At 68.2% G+C, this 17,340-nt stretch carries 10 protein-coding genes and 2 pseudogenes; 2 read left to right on the top strand and 10 right to left on the bottom strand.

Annotated elements, in window-relative coordinates:
- Positions 1-4: 4 nt before the first annotated feature.
- From pbpC to ACQ858_RS16955, 6 genes and pseudogenes are all read right to left on the bottom strand, one after another.
- Entirely contained in the window at positions 5-2,188 is a 2,184-nt protein-coding gene (pbpC, locus tag ACQ858_RS16980; RefSeq protein WP_431276886.1) for a penicillin-binding protein 1C, read from the bottom strand.
- A gap of 37 nt (positions 2,189-2,225) precedes the next feature.
- A complete protein-coding gene (locus tag ACQ858_RS16975) occupies positions 2,226-3,146 on the bottom strand; it encodes a polysaccharide deacetylase family protein (protein ID WP_431273817.1) in 921 nt (306 codons plus the stop codon).
- A gap of 55 nt (positions 3,147-3,201) precedes the next feature.
- The gene (locus tag ACQ858_RS16970) at positions 3,202-3,828 is read right to left on the bottom strand and encodes a LysE family translocator (protein ID WP_431273816.1); all 627 of its coding nucleotides are present in this window, start codon (positions 3,826-3,828) and stop codon (positions 3,202-3,204) included.
- Positions 3,829-3,915: 87 nt separating this feature from the next.
- The gene (locus tag ACQ858_RS16965; RefSeq protein ID WP_431273815.1) at positions 3,916-4,188 is read right to left on the bottom strand and encodes a hypothetical protein; all 273 of its coding nucleotides are present in this window, start codon (positions 4,186-4,188) and stop codon (positions 3,916-3,918) included.
- Positions 4,189-4,343: 155 nt separating this feature from the next.
- Positions 4,344-4,760: a PaaI family thioesterase gene (locus ACQ858_RS16960; RefSeq protein ID WP_431273814.1), complete on the bottom strand. Its 417-nt coding sequence runs from the start codon at positions 4,758-4,760 to the stop codon at positions 4,344-4,346.
- 113 nt (positions 4,761-4,873) lie between these two features.
- Positions 4,874-10,854, bottom strand: a pseudogene (locus ACQ858_RS16955) (alpha-2-macroglobulin family protein).
- A gap of 51 nt (positions 10,855-10,905) precedes the next feature.
- Between ACQ858_RS16955 and ACQ858_RS16950 the strand changes: the two are divergent.
- Together ACQ858_RS16950 and opgC are read left to right on the top strand one after the other, a co-directional pair.
- Entirely contained in the window at positions 10,906-12,147 is a 1,242-nt protein-coding gene (locus ACQ858_RS16950; RefSeq protein WP_431273813.1) for a glycosyltransferase family 4 protein, read from the top strand.
- A 49-nt stretch (positions 12,148-12,196) separates the two neighbouring features.
- Positions 12,197-13,342 (top strand): OpgC domain-containing protein, encoded by a 1,146-nt coding sequence (gene opgC / locus ACQ858_RS16945; RefSeq protein WP_431273812.1) that lies wholly within the window; start codon positions 12,197-12,199, stop codon positions 13,340-13,342.
- Here opgC and ACQ858_RS16940 read toward each other — a convergent pair.
- The 4 genes and pseudogenes from ACQ858_RS16940 to ACQ858_RS16925 form a co-directional block, all read right to left on the bottom strand.
- Positions 13,319-14,074 carry an SGNH/GDSL hydrolase family protein gene (locus tag ACQ858_RS16940; protein ID WP_431273811.1) on the bottom strand — a complete coding sequence of 252 codons (756 nt, stop codon included), beginning with the start codon at positions 14,072-14,074 and terminating at the stop codon, positions 13,319-13,321. The genes opgC and ACQ858_RS16940 overlap by 24 nt on opposite strands.
- Complete coding sequence (locus ACQ858_RS16935) at positions 14,074-15,447, bottom strand: UDP-glucose dehydrogenase family protein (RefSeq protein WP_431273810.1); 1,374 nt, start codon at positions 15,445-15,447, stop codon at positions 14,074-14,076. Before ACQ858_RS16935 ends, ACQ858_RS16940 begins: the two co-directional genes overlap by 1 nt.
- A 4-nt stretch (positions 15,448-15,451) precedes the next feature.
- Positions 15,452-16,424: pseudogene (locus tag ACQ858_RS16930) on the bottom strand (UDP-glucuronic acid decarboxylase family protein).
- Between the two features lie 20 nt (positions 16,425-16,444).
- Positions 16,445-17,287 (bottom strand): glycosyltransferase family 2 protein, encoded by an 843-nt coding sequence (locus ACQ858_RS16925; protein ID WP_431273809.1) that lies wholly within the window; start codon positions 17,285-17,287, stop codon positions 16,445-16,447.
- Positions 17,288-17,340: the final 53 nt, after the last annotated feature.

Here is a 17,340-nt window from a genome sequence, read left to right as displayed (position 1 = left end):
GGGCTCAGCGGCCGGCGTTCTTCGCGGCCTTGGCGCCCGTCACCACGCCGGCGCCCCGCACTTCGAGGCGGATGCTGTCCGCCACCTCGCCGCGCGCGTCGATGAGCTCGACCACATGGCGCCCCGGCCACGGCAGCCACTGTGCGCTGTTGCCGCGCGCGAGCGGCTTGCCGTCGATGCGCCATTGCACGCTGCGGCCGTCGGCTTCGAAGCGCACGCGCTGGTTGCCGGGCGGGATGTCCGGATCGATCGCGATGATGGTTCCATCCGCGGGCGCGGCGATGCGCGGCGCCGAATCGGCCGTGGCGGCATCGGGCGCGACTGCGAACACCGCCTGCTCGGTGCCGGCGATGAACCATTCGCTGCGCGCCGCTTCGAGCTCGCCGCCGAAACGCACCTGCTTCTGCACCACGCCCGGCGGCGGCGCGGGCGCGCGGCTGGTCGCGCCGCGATGCAGGAAGCCCATCACCTCGGCCCACACCGGCGCCGCGCCGCTGGTGCCGCTCACATCCCACATCGGTGCGCCGCTCGCGTTGCCGACCCACACACCGACGGTGTAGCGCTGTGACCAGCCGATCGCCCAGTTGTCCCGCATGTCCTTGCTGGTGCCGGTCTTCACGGCGGTCCAGAAGCGTGTGCCGAGCACGCTGTCGAGCCCGAAGGTCCGTGCACGCGCGTTGGCATCGCTGAGGATGTCGCCCACGATGAAGGCCGCGCGCGGGTCGATGGCGGGTGCACTGCCGCTCTGCGCGGCCGGCGGCGCCGGCAGATAGCGCGTGTCGCCGAACCGGCCGCCGTTCGCCAGCGTTCGATACGCATTCGTCAACGCGAGAAGCGAGACCTCCGCACTGCCGAGCGCGAGGCTGTAGCCGTAGTAGTCGCCGCTCTGCGCCAGCGGCAGTCCGGCCGCGCGCAGCTGCCGTGCGAACGCCTCGGGCGACACCATGACCAGCGTGCGTACCGCCGGCACGTTGAGCGAAGCGGCGAGCGCGGTACGCGCCGAGACGTAGCCCTTGAATTGGCGGTCGTAGTTCTGCGGAATGTAGAGGCCGCCCGCGGTGCTGATCTGCGCCGACGAATCGTCGAGCAGCGATGCCGCCGTGAGCCGCCGCTCGGCGATCGCCTCGGCATAGAGGAAAGGCTTGAGCGTGGAGCCGGGCTGCCGCTGCGCGAGCACGCCGTCCACCTCGGCCGCACGACTCAGGTTGCCGGAGGAGCCGATCCATGCGAGCACCTCGCCGCTCGCGTTGTCGAGCACCACCACCGCGCCGTCCTCCACGTTGCGGCCGCGCAGCTCGCGCAGATGCCGTTGCAGCGTGCCGAGCGCGAAGCGTTGCAGCGGCGCGCGCAGCGTGGTGCGGATGTCGTCCCGCGTGCCGTCGCCGCGCGCCGCGACGGCACGCCGTGCGAGGTGCGGCGCGATGCCTTCGCTGGCATCGAACCCGCGCCGCTGCAGCGCGGCGCTGGTGAACATGTCGACCGCGTCGCAGTCGGGTGCGCTGCCGGGTTCCATCGTCCGCATCAGCTCGCAGGCGCGCTGGGCGACAACGGCCGGCTTCGCGTTCGGCGCGCGCACCAGGGCGGCGGCCACGGCGGCCTCGCGCGCATCGAGCCCGTGCGGCGCCTTGCCGAAGAGGGTTCGCGAGAGCGCATCGATGCCGACGATCTCGCCGCGGAACGGCACGGTGTTGAGGTAGGCCTCCAGGATCTGGTCCTTGCGCCAGGTGTGCTCCAGCCGCTGCGCCGCCACTGTCTGTCCGAGCTTCTGGCCGAGGCTGCGACCGTTGCCGCCGCGCCGCAGGTCGTCGTCGAGGAGCCCCGCGAGCTGCATCGTGATCGTCGACGCGCCGCGCGTGCGCGTGTTCCACAGATTGCCCCAGGCGGCGGCGGAGACTGCGCGCCAATCGACGCCACTGTGTTCGTAGAAGCGCCTGTCCTCGCTCAGCACCATCGCCGTGCCCAGAGCAGGCGAGATGTCGGCAAGGGCGGTCCATCGGCCGCGGCGCACCGTCGGATCGGTGCGCACGCGCTGCAGGAGCTGGCCGTCGCGGTCGAGCACCCGCGTGTCGGAAGGCCGGAAGTCGCGCCGCACCTCATCGAAGGTGGCGAGCGCCCACGCAGGCCGCGCGAGCATCACGGCGAGCGCGGGCAGCAGCAGGAGCGAAACGGACAGGCGGGACGACGACATGAAGGCGGCCATGGCCGCACTCGCGCGGCCTCGTGCGCTAGCTTGCCACAGCCGTGGCGGCACTGACCGTCGCCACGTGCGCGCAGATCGCGCCGGGCGTGGTGAGCCAGATCTGGCCCCGGTCGCGCAACCGTGCGAGGTGCGCGAGCGCACGGCGCAGGTGTCGCAGACGGTAGGGCTGCCCGACGATGTACGGATGCAGTGCCACGCCCATCACCAGTGGCTGGCGGCGCGACTGGTCCTGCATCTCGTCGGCGTTGTCGATGATCATCTGCGCGAAGTCCTTCGCGTCCATCTGCCGCGCGATGATCATCGGGATGTCGTTCAGTTCCTGCGGATAGGGCACCGACCACAGCGTGCGGCCGCTGCGGGTGCGCATCGGCACCGGCTGGTCGTCGTGGCACCAGTTCAGCGTGTAGCGGTAGCCGGCTTCGGCGAGCAGGTCGGGCGTGAGATGGCTTTCGGAAATCCACGGCGACAGCCAGCCCGTGGGCGCCTTGCCGCTTTCGGCCAGCATGCGGGCGCTGCAGCGCGCGAGCAGCGCGGCCTCCGCAGGCTCGTCCATGTCGCCCTGGCGCTCCGCATTGGTGTGGCCGTGACCGATGAGCTCGTCGCCGCGCGCGACCGAAGCCGCGACCAGCTCCGGGCAGTGGTCGTACAGCGCGGTGTTGAGCAGCGTTCCGCACACCATGTCGAGGCTGTCGAAGAGTTCGAGGCAACGCCATGCGCCGACCCGGTTCCCGTACTCGCGCCACGAGAAATTCAGCACATCCGGATGCGGCGACGCGGGGCCGATGCACGCGCCCATGCCTTCACCGAACGCGAAGTGCTCGAGGTTGAGGCCAAGGTAGACCGCCAGCCGGGCGCCATTGGGCCACGCATAGTCTGCGCGGCGGGTGATCGGCGCGTAGTCGAACCGGCCGTGCGTGGGCAGCGGGCCGGTGTACCCGGCACTCATCGGACGACCCTCGCGCAGCCGCGCTTCGGGATTCGCCTGCGGGCGGCCGGGCGGCTCATGCCGGCCGGCGAGCGAGCAGCGCCCAGACGCCGGCCGCCGACAGCAGCGAGCCGCCCGTCAGGTTGAAGCGCCGCTGCGCGCGCGGCGAGGCCAGCAGCCGGCGTGCCGAACCGGCGAACACCGCGTAGAGCGTGGCATTGAGGGTCGCCATGGCCACGAAGGTGACCGCGAGGAGCCAGAGCTGGTGGGTCACATCCGCGCGCGGGTTGATGAACTGCGGCAGGAAGGCGACGAAGAACACGATCCCCTTGGGGTTGAGCGCGGTCACCAGCCAGGTGTTGGCGAACAGCCGCCAGCGCGACCGGGGCGCTGCCGGAGCCGCGAGCTCGGCCGGCGAGATGCCCGCGCGCAGCAGTTTCACGCCGAGGTAAAGCAGGTACAGCCCGCCGACCCACTTGATCACCATGAACCAGAACGCCGAGGTCGCGAGCAGCGCGCCCAACCCGAGCAGTGAAAGCACCAGCGCGGTCGAGTCGCCGAGTGCGACCGCTGCCACCAGCGGCACGTTGGCCCGGCGCCCATGCGCGACCGAGTAGCTGATGACCGTGAGGATGGTCGGCCCGGGGATGACCAGCAGCACCGCGGAGGCGGCGACGAATGCGAGCCAGAGTTCGATGGACATGCGGAACTTTCAGGTTTGGAGATCGACACTGGATGCTAGCGACTTCGATGCCAGCCTGTCCCGATGCATCGGCCAGCCGTGGAAGGGTCAAAAGAGCTTCCACTTCAGGACGACGAAGGCGGCACCCGCGAGCGGCAGCAGGTAGATGAGCAGGAAGATCGGCAACTCCTCGCCGAACGAATAGCCGGCCTTGACGACGCCGATCCACATGTTCGCCGCCGCGATCACGAACCAGAGGGCGGCGAACGCGATGAGGCTCATGCGCATGCCATCGCCGAAGCCACCCGCCATCGACTTGCCGGCGGCCAGGCACACCGCCAGCAGCACGAAGCCGCCCAGGATGAAGAGTAGTGTGCGCATGTCAGTGCTCCATGGCGCTGCGCGTTACTCGCGGCGCGTGAATCCGGCTCGACCAAGACCAGAAACCCCGCGGAACCGGCTTTGCCGGGCCGCCGGGGTTGCCCCCGGAGAGGGGTGTCCGAGCCACACGAAGTGGGCGAGGCTGGGGGTGAGCTTCATGAGCTCGCCTCCAGCACGAGTTGCGTCTGCGTCACCACGGCGCAGAGCTTGCCTTCCTCGGATCGGATGGTGGTTTGCCACACCATCGTGGTGCGTCCGCGATGCAGCGCGACCGATTCGCCGACCACCGTGGTGTTCACCTTCGCGCCGCCGATGAACTTGGTGCTCGAATCGGTGGTCGTGGTGCGCTTGCCCTTCGGCAGGTTGACGACGGTGCCCACTGCGCCCAGCGTGTCCGCGAAGGCCATATACGCGCCGCCGTGCAGGATGCCGCCGGCCGTGCAGAGGTCGGGTCGCACGACGAGGTTCGCGACCACGCGCTCCGGCTCGAGCGTGAGGAGGCGCACCCCCATGAGGCCGGGAAAGATCGGTTCGAGGATCTGCTGGATCTGTTCGACGGTCGGCATGGACATGGAACTCCTTCGCAGCGGTGGACGAGGGTCAGTGGCTGTGGCCTTCGTGGGACGGTCCGGTGTTCCATCATGCCTTGTAGTCCGCGCCAGCGGAATCACCGGCGATCGACGGACTACCGGGGGGCCTCCACCTTGATGCGCGGGTTGGGTGCCTCGCCGAACATCTCCGGCGCATAGAGCGCCTCGACGCGGCTCGGCGGCATCGCGAACTCGCCGACGTTGTTGAGGCGCACGGTGTATTCCACCCGCGTCAGTCCCTTGGGCAGGTAGCCGTAGTAGCTGCGGAAGGCCTCGAAGCTGCGTTCCTCGAACGCCGGCCAGCCGTTGCCCGCGCGCTTCTCGCCCTGCGTGGCGATCTGCGAATCGCGGCCCAGGCCGGTGCCGAGGATGGTCGCGCCGGCCGGGATCGGGTCGGTGATCGCGACCCAAGTCATGTCCGTGCTCGCGTTGACTTCGAGGCTGATGCGCAGCACGTCGCCGCGCGTGTAGAGGCCCGGCACCGCCTGTTCGACCGGTGTGATCGTCCGCTTGATCGCGTAGCCCGCCGCGAACGGCGCCTTCAGCGGCACCGCGGCCACCGACTGCAGCGTGAGCCACGGCCTGCCGCTGCCGCTCTGCGTGACGAGCAGCGTGTCGTGTGCGGCCGGGGCCGCAGGCCAAGGGATGAACATCGTGTTGTTGCGCAGGTTGCCGGGCGAAGCCGGTGCGCCGAAGGCGCTCGTCTGGTTCGGCGCACCGCTGGCGTCACTCGTCTTCACGCGCTCGACCTTGCTCCAGTCGATCTGCGCCTTCGCGCCGCCGAAGCTCGCGGACGTGATGCCGGTCACCGGCGTGCTCTCGAATTTCTTCGAGAACTTCTCCAGCGCGAGACCACCCCAGAGGTTCGCGGTGGTGGTGAGCCATGCACCCCTCTGCTGGCGGCCGATGAAGCCGTTGGCGAGCCGGGGGATGTCGTCCTTCCACGCCGGGTCGTCCATGACCGTGAGCAACAGGCGCGCGGTGTTGACGTCGCCGTTGGTCATCAGCCACCACCAGTGGTCGTCCTGCTCGGTGCTGAAGCCGACGCGCGTGCCCTGGTAGCTGAGGCGTGCCTTGAGCACGGTCATCGCCTCGTCGAGCCGCTGCTGGCGCTGCGGGACGTCCTGCACGCGACGCAGGATGTTGATCCAGTCGATCACCGCGCTGGTCGGCCACTGGTTGGGCGCGATGGTGATGCCGCCGGTCATGCGGCCCTGCGCCTTGCCGTAGCGCGAGAGCGCCTCGAGCGCTGCGAGCTTGCGCACGTCGAGGTCCTTGCGCGGGCTCCAGAAGTCGCGCTGGATGCGGCCTTCGACGAAGGCGATCAGCCCCTGCTCCATCGGCGCCCGCGCCGCGTCGGGCAGCGCGAAGGCCGGGTCGAGCGCCGCCGCCTCGTTCGCCGCGGCGAGCAGGTAGGCGGTCAGGGTGTCGCTGCCCCGGTTGGCCTCGCCACCCTGCGGCGGGAAGTAGTTCGCGAGGCCGTCGCTGTCGAGGTAGCTCGGCAACTGCGCGACCACGGTCTGCCACGCCTTGCCGTCGCGCAGGCCGATGGCCTTGCTCGTCTTCTGTTCGAGGCAGCTGTAGGGATAGGCCGCGAACCAGTCGCGCACGCCGGTGAGCCCTTCGGCGAGCTTCGGTTGCAGCGACAGGCGTACACCGCCCCGGCCCGGCAGCGCATCGGCGGGCGCTGCCACGTCGAGGGTGAAGGGCCCGTCGACCTGGGCCAGCGTGGCCTGCTGCACCGTGAGCGGCATCGCGGGCACGATGCGCTGGCGCACCTTGAGCGCATCGCGCGCGCCGCCGACCGTGTCGCGGGCTTCGATCTCCCACAGGATGGATTCGTTGCGCAACTGCGCGAGCTGTGCAGGCGCGGTCACCGTCCACGCGATCTCGCGGGCTTCGCCGGCCGGGATGTCGACCGTCTGCGGCTCGAGCGTCAGCAGCGTGGCGCGCGGCCCGGCCTCGACCTTCATCTCCTTCCGCGTGGTGTTGCGCAGCGTGATTTGCGCGCGGAACTGGTCGTCCTCGCGCACCAGCGGCGGCAGTCCGCTGATGATCTGCAGGTCCTGCGTCGCCTGGATGGATGTCTGCCCGGTGCCGAAGAGACCCACGCCCGAATCGGCGACCGCGACGATCCTGAAGGTGGTGAGCGCGTCGTTGAGCGGAACCGTGACCGTGGCCTGACCGTTGTCGTCGAGCACGATCTTCGGGTTCCACATCAGCAGGGTATCGAGCAGCTCGCGCGTGGGGCTCTTGCCGCCGCCTCCGCCGGCCGGCACCGCCTTGCGGCCATAGTGCCGGCGGCCGACGATCTCCATCTGCGCGGTCGACGTGCTCACCCCCAGCTTCTGCGCTGCAGCATGGCCTCGAGCAGGTTCCAGCTGTCGTTCGGCATCAGCTCCAGCAGTGCCTGATCGACCGCGGCCAGCGCGACTTCCGCGCCGGCCGCGGGCTTGCCGTCGGGCAGCTTGCCGGTGATGGTGATTTGCGCCTTGCCGCGCACCGGGTAGCTGGGCTTGTCGCTCTCGACCTTCACGTCGATCTGGTGCGCCTGCGTGCCGACGCGGATTTCCGCCAATCCGAGCCGGAACGCCGGCTTGCTGAGATCCACCAGCGCCGTCGGTGCGACATATTCCTTGCCTTCGTACCAGAACGCTGTCCACCATTCGCGTGGCGCGCGGAAGCCCCAGGTGAAGAAGCTGTACCACGGCACGTCGCGCAGCCGGCCGCGCAGCGCGAGCACACTGACGTAGACGTTCGGCCCCCACTCGGGCTTGATCTGCAGGCTCACCGTCGGGTCCTGGCCGTTGAGCTTGACCACGTGCGTTTCGATCAGACCCTCGCGTTCCACCGACACCAGTGCGGTCGCGAAGCGGAAGGGGCTGCGCACCTGGAACTTTGCGACCTCGCCGGGCTGGTAGCTTTTCTTCTCGGGCAGCACGTCGATGCGATCGTGGTCTTCGCCCCCGAACCAGAGCTCGCCCTGCCGCGTGACGTACACCGCGCTGGACGCGCGGCTCTCTCGGCCTTCCTTGTCGCTCGCGATCGCGATGAGCTCGATCTCGCCGGGCTCCTTCAGATCCGTCTCGCACAGCAGGAGCCCGCGCACGTCGCTCTTGCCGCTGCAGACGGTGCCGATCTCCTTGGTTTCGGTCTTGTTGTCGTAGGTGTAGAAGCCGCCCACCATGCGCTTCCGGCTGGTGGTGGTGATGCGCGCGATGGCGCGCACGTTGAGCGTCACGCCCTCACGGGGCTTGCCGGCGAGGTCGAGCGCCACGGCCTGGAAGCGGACCTTCTGACCGGTCGAGACCCAGCCCTCGGTCTTGATGCCGGCGATCACGCCCGCGGGCCACAGCGTCTGCGTGCTGCGCAGCGTCTGGATTTCGCCGTTCGGATCGGCATAGCTGGCTTCGAGCAGCAATTCGCGCGGCGTGAAGCGCGCGGTCGGGATCTTGTCGATCGCGAGCTTGCCTGCGCCGTTGCGGTCGAGCGTCAGCGGCAGCTTGTCGGCGACCACGTGCGCGTCGTCGGCGGGCGATTCGCTGTCTTCGGCGTTGCTGGTCGTTGCGCTCTCCCTGCGCGGTGCCGCGAAACTGAAGGTCTCGAAGTCGGGGAACGACAGCGACTTGCCACGCACCAGGGCCGACACACGCACCGGCAGGCTGCCCGCGCCGCCGCCCGACACGTAGTTGATCTGGACTTCGACCGGCACGGACGTTGCCGCGACCAGCGGGTTCTTGTCGCTCGGCGCGATGCGGCCTTCGAACACCGGCAGGCGGAATTCCTCGACGCGGAACTGGCCGGTGCTGTAGCTGCGTTCCGACTCACCCGAACCGGCGCGCAATTCGACCTGGTAGAGGCCGAGCTTGGCAGCGGGCGGAATCTCGAAGGTGCTGTCGGCGCTCTCGCCGCCCGTCGCGGTCTTGCGCCATTGGATCGGCTGGGTGAACTGCTGGCCGCTGCCGACGTGCGTGACGACCATCGTGCCGGGCCAGTTGGAAGGCAGGCCCAGGCCGGCGCGCGTCTGCGTGCGGATCAGGTGCTTCATCGATACCGTCTCGCCGGCGCGCAGCAGCGTGCGGTCGAAGATGGTGTGGGCGACGCGGTCGGGCTCGGCCTCCTGGCTCGTGGGCACGTTGAAACGCCACGGTTCGATGCCGCGCTGCCAGTCGGTCCAGGTGAAGGCGAGGTCCTCGACGCCGTCCGCGTCCTTGGCACGCGCGCTGACGAAGTAGGCGTCGGCGCTGTATTCCTCGTCGGTGGAACAACTCGGCGGATTGGGCGGGATGCCGGCGAAGCGCGCGATGCCGTCCGCATCGGTGGTGCCGGTCGCGATCTCCCTGCCGTCGCAGCCCGACACGCGTACGCTGGCGTTAGGCACCACCTTGCCCTTGTCGAGCGTGGTGACCCAGGCCAGCGCGTTCTCGCGGCCCAGCTTGAAGTGCACCGCGAGATGGGTCGCGAGTGCCGTGGTGCGGACGTACATCGTGCGGCCGCCGCCGTAGCGCTCGTCGAGCAGGGCGTCGCCCAGCTTCTGCGATGCGATCTCGAGCACGTGGAAGCCCGGCGTGAGCGGGATGCCGATCACTTCGAACGGCCGCGGATCGCCGTTTTCGCTCTTGGGCATGTCCAGCGTGCGCACGCCGCCCTGGCCACCGAGCAGCGACAGCATGCGGGTCTGCACGTTGTCGCGCTCGTCCTTGTCGATCACCTTGGGCAACGCGCCCTTCACGTCGCGCGCGGCCGACTTGCGGGAGACCGTGTAGTTCTCGTAGCGGCGCACCTTGCGGAACCACGCAATGATCTCGGCGTCGCTGCGCGGATTGAGGTCGCTCACCTTGCCCGGCGTGAGCGCCTGCACCTGCAGCGCGGGTTCGACGCGGCGCACCGTCACCGGCATCAAGGCCACGCCGCCGGGCTCGGCGAGCCGCTCGACCACGCCGAAGGGTGAGGCCGCGAACTTGGCGAGCGGCGGCATCGCGCCGGTCGCGACCTTCATCGGAAAACTGCCGGGCGAGGCCAGCGCGCGGCCCGAAGAATCCTCGAACTTCGCAGGCAGCTCGATGGTGAACTGTGTCTGCTCGGGGAAGGGCGGGGCGAAGCTCACCCCATCGACGACCGCATCGGCGTCGTTCGCCGTGTTGTCGTCGAGCTTCGGCTTGAACGCCTTGCCGCTGCCCTTGAGCGTGATCTGCGCGGCCAGTTGGCGGGAGACCGGGGCGTTGAAGCGCAGCGCCATAGGCCGCAGCGGCAGGCAGGCCGACTGCGCGTTCTCGCGCTCACAGGTGAAGGAGACGGCGAAGGGCTCGCGCACCTCGAAGGCGAGGCGGCGCTCGACGTTGTTGGCCACGCCCGAAGGCGTCGCAACGCCCTTGCCGTAGACGATCTGCACGCGGCCGCCCGGTGGCAGGGTGCGGTTGCATTGCAGCGTGACGAAGCGGCCGGGCTCCTTCGCGGCGTCGCGGTCGCGGCCCAGGGCCTTGAGCAATGCGTTGCGTTGCTCGCCTTCGACGAGCCTGACGGGAATGCGCTCGCCGATGCCGTCGGCGGCGCACCAGACGTTGTCCTGCAGGCTCTGCGGCGTGGCAGCGCCATTGAGTTCGAGCAGGAAGAGCTGCTCTTCGTCGATCTTTCCGTAGCTCGGCCGCCAGCTGCGGATGAACGGCCCGCCGCTGCTGAACTGGTAGCGTTCCGGCCCGGTCAGCTCCGAGCCACCCGGGGTCCTGAAGCCGGCCACCCGCGTGACGGTGCAGCGCACGCCGGGCGGCAGGTCGCTCTGGAAATCGAAGACCCACTGCTTCTCGCCGGTCCAGCGCCCGGTGCCCTTGCCGGCCTCCGCATCGGTGCAGCTCACCGTGAGCGGCGCCGGCGCCCTCGGGTCGCCGAAGTTCACGGTGGCCTGGTCGAAGCGGGCGACGACCTGCCGGATGCGTGCGACCTCGCCTTGCGGCGTGAGGCTGGTGATCTGCAGGGCGTGCGCGCTCAGCGCGCCCAAGGCCAGCGCAAGGGCGGCGAAACAGCGTGATGTCGTTCTTGTGGTCAACGAGCTTCTCCTTCGGCCGGAAGGGTAGCGCATGGCTGTGTTGCGTCACTGGCACGCGATGTGCCTCCACTATCATCGATCGATATGAAACTGCTGTTGAGCCACCCTGCCGGCAACCAGAACGTTCGTGCCATGCTCGATGGTCTGCAGCGGGCAGACATGCTGGCGCGCTTCGCCACCACCTTCGCCGCACGGGAAGGCAGTCTGCTGCTCAAGCTGACGCCGGAAAAGCTCGGCAAGGATCTGCTGCGGCGGCGTTTCGATGTTCCCGGCGAGAAGATCCTGCAGCATCCCTGGCGCGAGCTCGCGCGCATGATCTGCGGCAAGCTCGGCTGGACCCACTGGGTGCGCCACGAGGAGGGCTTCGCGTCGATCGACGGCGTGTTGCAGGACTTCGACCGCTTCGTGGCTCGCAAGCTGCCGGGTGTTCGGCGCGAGCAAGGCGCGAAGGCCGTCTACAGCTACGAGGATTCCGCGCTCGACACGTTCAGGGAGGCGAAGTCGCTCGGCATGCGTTGCGTCTACGACCTGCCGATCTCCTACTGGGAAGTGGGCCGCCGCCTGATGGAGGAAGAGGCGCAGCGCCTCCCCGAGTGGGTTGGCGCACTCGGCGGTGGCATGAGCGACACGGACGCGAAGCTGGAGCGCAAGGTGCACGAGCTCGAGCTCGCGGATCTCGTCGTCGTCCCGAGCAAGTTCGTCGCCGATTCGCTGCCGGATTGGGCCTCGGGCAAGGCCCGGGTGCTGTCGCCCTTCGGCTCGCCGAGTTCTTCGGGCACCTGGTCGCGTACGGCGGAAGACCCGTCGCGGCCGCTGCGCGTGCTGTTCGCGGGCTCCATGGGGCAGCGCAAGGGCCTGGCCGATCTGCTGCGGGCGATGCACCTGCTGGGCGGCGAGAACATCGAGCTGGTGGTGATGGGCGGGCCGCTCGAATCGCTCGACTTCTACCGCCGCCAGTACGCCGGCTTCACCTACGAGCCGGGCAGGCCGCATGCCGAGGTGCTCAAGCTCATGAACAGTTGCGACGTCTTCTGCCTGCCGTCGCTGTACGAGGGCCGTGCGCTCGTGATGCAGGAGGCCATGAGCCAGGGCCTGCCGCTGGTGATCACGCCGAATACCGGCGGGGAGGACCTCGTGATCGAGGACAGGACCGGGTTCCTTGTGCCGATCCGCTCGCCCGAGAAGATCGCCGAGAAGCTCGCCTGGTTCAACCAGAACCGGCAGGCGCTCATGGCGATGAAGGAGCAGGCGATCCGGCATGCCGCCAGCTACACATGGAGCAACTACAGCGCCACCGTGATCGACGCGATCCGCGAACTGGCCTAGCTGGGCGCAAGGACCTGACCATGCGGCCCCCGCGGCTGGCATGCCGACGATGAAACGCTACTGGGAAATCGATGCGCTGCGGGGGCTGATGCTCCTGCTGATGACCCTCACGCATCTGCCGACGCGCCTCACCGACCCGCTCGGGCAGCCCTTCGGCTTCGTTTCGGCGGCCGAAGGCTTCGTGCTGCTGTCGGCCTTCGTGTCCGGGCTGGTCTACAGCCGCATCAGCTACAACCAGGGCGTGGATTCGATGCGGCGGGCCTTCTGGCGGCGGGCGCTCAAGGTCTACCTGAGCCAGGCCGCGACGCTGCTGTTCCTGTTCACGATCATCTCGGCGGTGGGCCTGCGCATCGACCAGCCGGCGGTGAAGAACCTGCTGTCGTTCTATCTCGCCAACCCGCGCGAGGGATTCCTGTATTCGCTGTTGCTGATCTACGAGCCGGCGCTGCTCGACATCCTGCCGATGTACATCTTCTTCATGCTGATCAGCCCCTGGGTGCTGGCGTTCGCGCTGCGCCACGGCTGGGCCGGCCTGATGATGGCCAGCGCGGTGCTGTGGGGGCTCGCGCAATTCGGGTTGAGCGAATGGCTGTACGGGCTGGTGGTGCGCTTCACCGGGCTCGACGTCCCGTTCCACGAGATGGGCGCCTTCAACGCCTTCGCCTGGCAGCTCCTGTGGTTTGCAGGGCTATGGATGGGGGCCAGTCGCAACTCGCCCGATGTGCGGCCTTTCACGTTCCCGAAATGGGTGCTTGCGATCGCGGCGGGGTTGGCGCTCTACGGCCTTTATTGGCGGCACCACGGCATCCATGGCCAGGCGCCCTTCGGCGGCGACGTGGAGCTGAACCTTCTGTTCGACAAGTGGCAGCTCGGTCCGCTGCGCCTGGTGAATCTCGTGGTGCTCGGCATCGTCGCGATCCAGTGGGGGCCGGCGTTCATGCGGCGCATTCCGCGCCTGCACTGGCTCGAAGCGATGGGACGCGCCTCGCTGCCGGTGTTCTGTGCGCACCTCGTCGCGGTGCTGCTGGTCCTCGCGATCTACGGCGACAGCCAGACCGCCAGGCCCTGGTGGGGCGATGGGCTGTTGCTCTCGGTGGTGTTCTCGGGGCTTTATGCGGTTGCGCGCGTCAGCCAGTGGCTGGACGCGCGCAAGAAGAAGCCGCCGAGACCGTCAGTGCAGCCCCTGCGTGACTGAGGCGTCCACGCGCGTCGCCGGTTCCGCGAGGTGCGATGCGATCACCGACTGCCAGAGGCGATAGCCCTCGTCGGTCATGTGGAGCTGGTCCGCGCGGAACAGTTCGGGGCGCGGGCGTCCGTCGTTGCCCAGCATTGGCGTGTAGACGTCGATGAATTCGGTGTTGGGCATGCGGCGCAGGTAGGCGGCGATCGCGTTGTTGGCCTCGCGCATCTGCGCCGTCAGCTTCTCGCGCGACGGGCTGGGCTTGATCGAGATGTAGGCGATGCGCGTGTCCGGCAGCTCGCCGCGCACCGTGTTGGCAAAGCGCGCGAAGCTTTCGAGCACCTGCATCGGCGTGCGGTTTTCGGCGAGATCGTTGTCGCCCGCATACACCAGTACGAGCCGTGGCTTGTAGCGCACGACGAGGTCCCGCGCGAAAAGGCTCGCGTCTTCCATCGTCGAGCCGCCGAAGCCGCGGTTGATGACCACCGGTTGCTGCGGGAAGTCCTGCGCGATATGGGGCCACATCCGGATCGTGGAGCTGCCGACGAACAGCACGCCGCCGGCGGCTGGCAGCCGCTCCCTGTCGGCCGCGTCGAAGGCGTTGAGTTCCTTCTGCCACTTGGCCCTGGCTGCAACGTAGGCCGGCGTCTGCTGCTGCGTCGCGGCATCGGTTGACGCACTCTGGGCGTGCGACGCCAGCGCGGTCGCCAGCGCGAGCGAGCAAAGAACGAGGCGGACGGCGCTCATCAGCGGCTGTTGCGCCCGATGCCCTGGTAGACGATGCCGGCTTCGCGCATCGCGGCGGGCTCGTAGAGATTGCGGCCGTCGAAGATCACCGGCGACTTCATCAACGCCTTGAGCCTCGTCAGGTTCGGGCTGCGATAGGCCTTCCACTCGGTGACGATGACCAGCGCGTCCGCGCCGTCCAGGGCGCTCATCGGGTCCTTGGGCGCGCAGTAGCTGATCCGCTCGAGCAGTTCGGGCGCATCGGCGAAATCCAGAGTCAATACGCGGCGCGTCTCCTCGACCGCGATCGGGTCGTGCGCCACCACGCGCGCGCCGGCGCGCACCAGGGTGTCGATCACCACGCGGCTGGGCGCCTCGCGCATGTCGTCGGTGTTCGGCTTGAAGGCCAGCCCCCAGAGCGCGAACGTGCGCCCTTTCAGATCGGAGCCGAAGTGGGCCAGCACCTTGTTGCTCAGCGCGTGCTTCTGGTCGTTGTTGACGTCCTCGACCGCTTCGAGCACGCGGAGTTGCTGGCCGTACTCCTGCGCGATGCGGTTCAGCGCCTTGATGTCCTTGGGGAAGCAGCTCCCGCCATAGCCCGTGCCCGCGTACAGGAAGCTGTAGCCGATGCGCGGGTCGGAGCCGATGCCCTGGCGTACCGCCTCGATGTCCGCGCCCACGCGGTCGGCGAGGTTCGCCAGCTCGTTCATGAAGCTGATGCGCGTCGCGAGCATCGCGTTGGCCGCGTACTTGGTGAACTCGGCCGAGCGCACGTCCATCACGCGCGTGCGCTCGTGGTTGCGGTTGAAGGGTGCGTAGAGCTTGCGCATCTGCGCCAGCGCCTCCTGGCCGTCCTCGTCGTCGGAACAGCCGATGACGATGCGGTCCGGCCGCATGAAGTCTTCGACCGCGGCGCCTTCCTTGAGGAACTCGGGATTGCTCACCACCGAGAAGCGCAGGTCCGAGCGCCCGCGCTTGTCGAGCTCTTCCTGGATCGCCGCCCGGACGCGGTCGGCCGTGCCCACCGGCACCGTGGACTTGTCGACCACGACCTTGAAGCCGTTCATGTACCGGCCGATGTTGCGGGCCGCGGCCAGCACGTACTGCATGTCGGCGCTGCCGTCCTCGTCGGGCGGGGTGCCGACGGCGATGAACTGGATGTCGCCGTGCGCGACCGAGGCTTCGACGTCCGTCGAGAAGTCGAGCCGCCCGGCATCGACGTTCGAGGCCACGAGGTCTTCGAGACCCGGCTCGTAGATGGGAATGCCGCCCGCGTTGAGCGTGGCGATCTTGCGTTCGTCCACGTCCAGACAGAAGACGTGGTTGCCGAGGTCCGCGAGGCAGGTGCCGGTGACGAGGCCGACGTAGCCGGTGCCGATGATCGTGATATTCATGAATTCAGGTTGCGCTGGGTTCCGACAGGAGTTTGTCGAAGTATGCAATGGTCTTCTTCAGCCCTTCGTCGAGCTGCGTGCGCGGCGCCCAGCCGCCGAGCTCCTTCTGCGCCACCGTGATGTCGGGGCGGCGCTGTTTCGGGTCGTCGGCCGGAAGCGGCATGCGCACGAGTTTGCTCCTGGAGCCGGTCAGTTCGATGACCTTGTTGGCCAGATCCAGCATCGAGAACTCGCCCGGGTTGCCGATGTTGATCGGCCCGGGCACTTCGTCGCCGGTGGCCATCATGCGCAGCATCGCTTCCACGAGATCGTCCACGTAACAGAAGCTGCGGGTCTGCTGGCCATCGCCGTAGAGGGTGATGTCCTGGCCCCGCAGGGCCTGCACGATGAAGTTCGACACCACGCGGCCGTCGTTCATGTGCATGCGCGGACCGTAGGTGTTGAAGATGCGCACCACCTTGATGCGCAGCTTGTGCTGGCGGTGGTAGTCGAAGAACAGCGTCTCGGCACATCGCTTGCCTTCGTCGTAGCAGCTTCGGATGCCGATCGGGTTCACGCGGCCCCAGTATTCCTCGACCTGCGGGTGGATCTCGGGGTCGCCGTAGACCTCGCTGGTCGAGGCCTGCAGGATCTTGGCGCGCACCCGCTTGGCCGAGGCCGAGCATGTTGATCGCGCCATGCACGCTGGTCTTGGTGGTCTGCACCGGATCGTGCTGGTAGTGGATCGGCGAGGCGGGGCAGGCGAGGTTGAAGATCTCGTCGACCTCCACATAGAGCGGAAAGGTCACGTCGTGGCGCATCAGCTCGAAGCGCGGATGGCCGTGCAGGTGCTCGACGTTGCGCTTGGTGCCGGTGAAGAAGTTGTCCACGCACAGCACGTCGTGTCCCTGCTCCAGCAGGCGGTCGCACAGGTGGCTGCCGAGGAAACCGGCGCCGCCGGTGACGAGGATTCGCTTCGAGGCGTTGTATTGCCGCATGGCCTGGGTCACTCCGTAGATCAATTCTGGGGTTGCTGGAGGCGCTTCTCGTACATCTTCGCGTCCACCAGCATGCGGAACCACAGGGCCTGGAAGAAAGCGAAGTAGAAGCCGGTCTTCCCATCGAGGAAGCCGAGCCGGAACACGTACCGGTAGACGAAATAGCCGAGCGAGCGCAGGCCCGTCGGCAGCTTGTAGTAGATCTCCTTGATGAAGCGCGTGCGCTCGCGCGCGTCGCCCATCAGCTTCGGCTGAAGCACGCCGTCGGATGCGGACCGGGGGCCGAGCTTTTCCTTGGCCTCGGCGTCGCTCCAGCGGTTGTGGCTGGCGATCCAGTCGGTGAGCTTGGCCGAGTTCTTGTCGTGCATGAGGCCGCGCAGCCGGCCGGCCTTGGCGGTGCTGATGAAATGCTGGTCGTAGAGCCGTGCCTCGCAGCGCCCGACGCCCGAGCGGAACAGCCGCAGATGCCACGGGTTCACGCCGCTGAAGCGCAGCCGCTTGCCCATGAAGTAGTCGCAGCGGCGGATCAGGTAGGCATCGAACCCGGGCTTTCCCGAAAGCAGTGCGCCGATCTCGGCTACCGCCCGATCGTCGAGGACTTCGTCGGCATCGAGGTGCAGCTGCCAGTCGTAGTCCCGTTCGATCTGCGAGATCGCCCAGTTGCGCTGGTCGCTGTAATTGGAGAACGGGCGCTGCACGACAGTGCAGCCCAGCTCTTCGAGGATGGTGGGTGTTCCGTCCGAGGAGTGAGAGTCCACCACGTACACGTGAGGGCTCACCTTCTTCGCCTGTGCAACCGTTTCGCGAATGATCGAAGCGGAGTTGAAGGTCAGGATGACAACGACGCAGCGGGGCTTTTCCATAGGCTTGGCTTGTTTGCAGCTTCGAAGGAAGCGCAAATCGTGCCAAACTTTAG

Origin of the sequence: Variovorax ureilyticus (assembly GCF_050632185.1) — a bacterium.
Lineage (GTDB): Bacteria > Pseudomonadota > Gammaproteobacteria > Burkholderiales > Burkholderiaceae_C > Variovorax > Variovorax ureilyticus_A.
The sequence above is the reverse complement of the archived record's forward strand: the minus strand, read 5'-3'. Positions and strand labels throughout refer to the sequence as shown.